This is a genomic window from Microcystis sp. M53602_WE12 (assembly GCF_030065455.1).
Taxonomy (GTDB): Bacteria; Cyanobacteriota; Cyanobacteriia; order Cyanobacteriales; family Microcystaceae; genus Microcystis; species Microcystis aeruginosa.
In genome coordinates this window covers 1-4,414 of sequence record NZ_JASJFB010000353.1, presented here as the reverse complement: position 1 = coordinate 4,414, position 4,414 = coordinate 1, and the positions used below count along the sequence as shown (strand labels likewise).

Below are 4,414 nucleotides of genomic sequence, written 5' to 3'. Positions count from 1 at the left end.
GAAAGTGAATTTAAGCGAGAGGCCCAGCAGATTGAAGACTCGGTAAAAATCAAAGCTGAATTAGAAGAAAGTCAATCTCCTAGCGATCAAACTCGTTCCAGTTAAGAACTGTATAGAGATAAAAAGGAAGAAGATTGGGCGATAAATTTGTAGATCAAATTCGAGGCTATCCGCTAGATTAACATCGAGAATGACAAAATCGAGATTAAATTGGCAGTTTTACCATCGGCCGCTACTTTTACTCGCTAGTTTTTTTGACCGAGAAAAGGGGAAATTAGGTTTCGGAGTGCAAAATCGTCTTTAACGACGATAATTTCGGCAGCAGCCACAGCCATAGTTGAATAAGTAGGCAGAATATACCATTAGTTTGAGAATTCCCAGACGGCAGGGAAAAAATGACTATTTCCTTGCTATAAGTATTGTAGATGTCAAGAGTGGTAAATGAATGTCTATAGTGGTATCCCCCGAACAAGTCCATCAAATCGTCAACAACCTCCATCACGATCCCTTTGAGGTTTTGGGGGCCCATCCCCTAGAAGAAGAAGGAAAAGTCAATAAATGGGTTGTTAGAGCCTATTTACCGAAAACCACGGCCGCTTGGGTTATTTTACCGTCCCAAAGACAAGAATATCCCATGACGACCGCTTATCACCCCCATTTTTTCGAGTGCGTCATCGATATCGGTGAACTGAACAATTATCAATTACGCATCCACGAGGGAGAACAGGAACGGGTAATCTATGATTCCTATGCCTTCCGTTCTGCCAAACTCAGCGATTTTGATTTACATCTGTTTGGGGAGGGCAACCATCATCGCATTTATGAAAAATTAGGGGCGCATTTAGCCGAAATCGAGGGTATTAAAGGGGTTTATTTTGCCGTTTGGGCCCCTAATGCTCGCAACGTCTCGATTATTGGTGATTTCAATAACTGGGATGGTCGTGATCACCAAATGCGGAAACGTAATAATATGGTCTGGGAATTGTTTATCCCGGAAATCGGTGTTGGCACTAAATATAAATACGAGATCAAAAATTGGGAAGGTCATATTTACGAAAAATCTGATCCCTACGGTTTTGCCCAAGAAGTACGCCCGAAAACTGCCTCGATCGTGGCCAATTTAGATAGCTATACTTGGGATGATAGCGATTGGATGGAAAAACGCCGCCATAGCGATCCTTTAACTCAACCGGTTTCCGTTTACGAATTACACCTCGGTTCTTGGCTGCACGCTTCTAGTGCCGAACCCCCCCGTTTACTTTCCGGGTCTGGGGAAGCGGTTCCCGTGTCGGAATGGAACACTGGGGCGCGCTTTTTGAGTTACTACGAGTTAGCCCAAAAACTAATTCCCTACGTTAAAGAATTAGGTTACACCCATATCGAATTATTACCGATCGCCGAGCATCCTTTTGATGGTTCTTGGGGTTATCAAGTGACGGGTTATTTTGCCCCCACCAGTCGCTACGGCAATCCTGAAGATTTCATGTATTTTGTCGATCAATGTCACCAAAATGGCCTTGGTGTGCTAGTGGATTGGGTCCCCGGTCACTTCCCCAAAGATGGCCACGGGTTAGCTTTCTTTGATGGTACTCATCTTTACGAACACGGCGACCCGCGCAAAGGGGAACACAAGGAATGGGGAACCTTAATTTTTAACTACGGTCGCAACGAAGTCAGAAATTTCCTGGTGGCTAATGCCCTATTTTGGTTCGATAAGTACCATATTGACGGCATTCGCGTGGATGCGGTGGCTTCTATGCTCTATCTCGATTATTGTCGTAAAGATGGGGAATGGGTGGCTAACGAGTACGGTGGCCGGGAAAATTTAGAGGCTGCGGAATTCCTGCGTCAAGTCAATCATGTAATTTTTAGCTATTTCCCCGGAATTCTCTCTATTGCCGAAGAATCCACCGCTTGGCCGATGGTGTCCTGGCCCACCTATATGGGCGGTTTAGGCTTTAATTTGAAGTGGAATATGGGCTGGATGCACGATATGCTCGATTATTTCGGCATGGATCCTTGGTTCCGTCAATTCCATCAAAATAATGTCACTTTTAGTATGTGGTATAACCACAGCGAGAATTATATGCTGGCTTTGTCCCACGATGAAGTGGTTCACGGCAAAAGTAATATGATTGGCAAAATGCCGGGGGATGAGTGGCAAAAATTCGCCAATGTCCGGGCATTATTTAGTTATATGTTTACCCACCCCGGCAAGAAAACCATGTTTATGAGCATGGAATTTGGCCAGTGGAGTGAGTGGAATGTTTGGGGTGATTTGGAGTGGGGTCTTTTGCAGTACGAACCCCATCAACAGCTAAAACGCTTTTTTACTGATTTGAACGCCACCTATAAGAGTGAACCTGCTTTATATACCCAGGATTTTGGTCAGGATGGCTTTGAGTGGATCGACTGTAGTGATAATAGTCATAGCGTCGTTTCTTTCCTGCGCTGGAGCAAAAATTGGCAGGAGTTTCTGGTGGTGGTCTGTAATTTTACTCCCCAACCCCACAGCCATTATCGCGTTGGTGTACCCCATCCCGGTTTTTATCAGGAAATCTTTAACAGCGATGCGGGTAAATATGGCGGTAGTAATATGGGCAACCTTGGCGGTAAATGGTCGGAGGAATGGTCCTATCATAGCCGTCCCTACTCGATTGATCTTTGTTTACCACCTTTAGGGGTTTTAGTTCTCAAAATCAGTCCTCATACTTCTGGGGAATAGGTAAGCTTTTTTCAGTGATCAGTAAACAGTAAACAGTGAACTGAAAACTAACATCTGATAACTGATAACTGATAACTGATAACTGATAACTGACTAACCCCTAACAAAAAAATTTAGAGGCCATCTTGCGGAAAGTGGCCTCTTTTTTGGCTTAATTTTGCGAAAACGATTAAGTTGTTAGATTAGCGAGCAGTGTTTGCACCCATTCTTGAGCGAGTTCTTCCACGCTGCCATTACTGTCGAGATGGCTAATACTAAATCCGTTGAGTAACGCACAGAAAACGGGTTTCTCGGAGAAACCCGTTTTCTACTCATGTAATAGGCAAAAGGATCAATAGATAATCAGTCTTTAATAACAGGATTTAGTCTGAACAGGTACAGACAAGAAAGTGCAGAAAGTGGGCATTTTCCTCCGTCGAGCATCAAAATCAAAAACAAGCAAAAGTATATGTATATTTAGTGACTAAATAAGACAGATTTGCCCTAGATGCAGACCGGGCAAAAGACGGTCAAAAACTAACCCATCAGGATCACCGTATCGATGACGTGGATCACACCATTATCTGCCTCGATATTACCCGCAACCACCGTGGCATTTTTCACCTCAAAACCTTCGCTACAATCGACGGGAATCGGTGAACCCTCTAGAGAAGTCACTACGGCCAATTTTGCCAAATCTTCCTGCATATATTTGCCCGCAACGACGTGATAGGTGAGAATTCTGGTTAATTGGGGGATATTCTGCACTAGGGTTGTAATCGTCCCAGGGGGCAATTTCGCAAAAGCTTCGTCGGTGGGGGCAAAAACCGTGAAGGGGCCGGGACTTTTCAGGGCATCCACAAGATTAGCCGCTTGTACCGCCGTTACTAGAGTTTTAAAATTATCGGCACTGACCGCAATATCGACAATATCTGCCATAAACTTGACTCGATCCCTTAAAAAAATTATCTATTTCAGATTTTAAACTTAATCTTGTCCCAAAGATCGTTCTAGGGATGGGGTGTGGGGTGTAGGGTGTAGGGTGTGGGGTGTGGGGTGTGGGGTGTGGGGTGTAGGGTGTGGGGTTTGGGGTGTGGGGTGTGGGGAGAATCAATAAAAATAATCTCCTGACTCCTGTCTCCTGTCTCCCGATTTCTAACCCCATGTTGGACAAAGATAAGCAAAAATTATCCATTGACTCCAAAAACTTGAGAATATTTAAATTAACATTCCGCAATATTTACAAATTCTTAAGAATTAATTGAGAAAGATTTTTATTTAACAACGATGTTATGAAGGTTACAGCGATTTGATAGAATTTCACAATAGGTTATTCTTTGCTTTTTTGAGCAGCAATGGTTGAAACCCTTGCCACATCTACAAGGCAATCCTAATTAAGACGGGTAAATTAGTCAATTTCACGCATAACGATGATCTTTTTTTTGTGTAGTTTTATTGCAAAAAAAAAGTTTTTTTGACAAAAAGCATAAAGTATGATATGGACGCTGGTGTATTTCTGGCTGCGAGTAATTATTGCAGAGTTAAGTAGGGAGGCACAATTATTTGTAGTGGTTCTTCGTTACTTGGTATGGTTCGATAGGGGGGCATAAATCGACTAAATCCTTATCTGGCAAGAGACTTAATTGATTAGTTCGCTCTAGAGCAAAAACAATTGACAAAAATCGCTAAATGCCTTTCTCTATAAGGGTT

General features: G+C 43.1%; 3 protein-coding genes and 1 pseudogene. 2 read left to right on the top strand and 2 right to left on the bottom strand.

Annotated elements, in window-relative coordinates; genetic code table 11:
* Positions 1-105 (top strand): annotated as a pseudogene (locus PX482_RS27720) (TatA/E family twin arginine-targeting protein translocase); the annotation flags it as partial.
* Positions 106-445: 340 nt separating this feature from the next.
* The gene (gene glgB, locus PX482_RS12420) at positions 446-2,725 is read left to right on the top strand and encodes a 1,4-alpha-glucan branching enzyme (protein ID WP_002762407.1); all 2,280 of its coding nucleotides are present in this window, start codon (positions 446-448) and stop codon (positions 2,723-2,725) included.
* 516 nt (positions 2,726-3,241) lie between these two features.
* Here the strand turns inward: glgB and PX482_RS12415 are convergent.
* Both PX482_RS12415 and PX482_RS12410 read right to left on the bottom strand, forming a co-directional pair.
* Positions 3,242-3,643, bottom strand: coding sequence for a fasciclin domain-containing protein (locus PX482_RS12415; protein WP_002762406.1), 402 nt, complete (start codon positions 3,641-3,643; stop codon positions 3,242-3,244).
* Positions 3,606-3,818 (bottom strand): hypothetical protein, encoded by a 213-nt coding sequence (locus PX482_RS12410; protein ID WP_288122494.1) that lies wholly within the window; start codon positions 3,816-3,818, stop codon positions 3,606-3,608. Before PX482_RS12410 ends, PX482_RS12415 begins: the two co-directional genes overlap by 38 nt.
* Positions 3,819-4,414 lie beyond the last annotated feature (596 nt).

Bases quoted from the DNA above. Each gene is read 5' to 3' on its own strand.
- PX482_RS12415 (WP_002762406.1), bottom strand. From the start codon at position 3,643: ATGGCAGATATTGTCGATATTGCGGTCAGTGCCGATAATTTTAAAACT.
- glgB (WP_002762407.1), top strand. From the start codon at position 446: ATGTCTATAGTGGTATCCCCCGAACAAGTCCATCAAATCGTCAACAAC.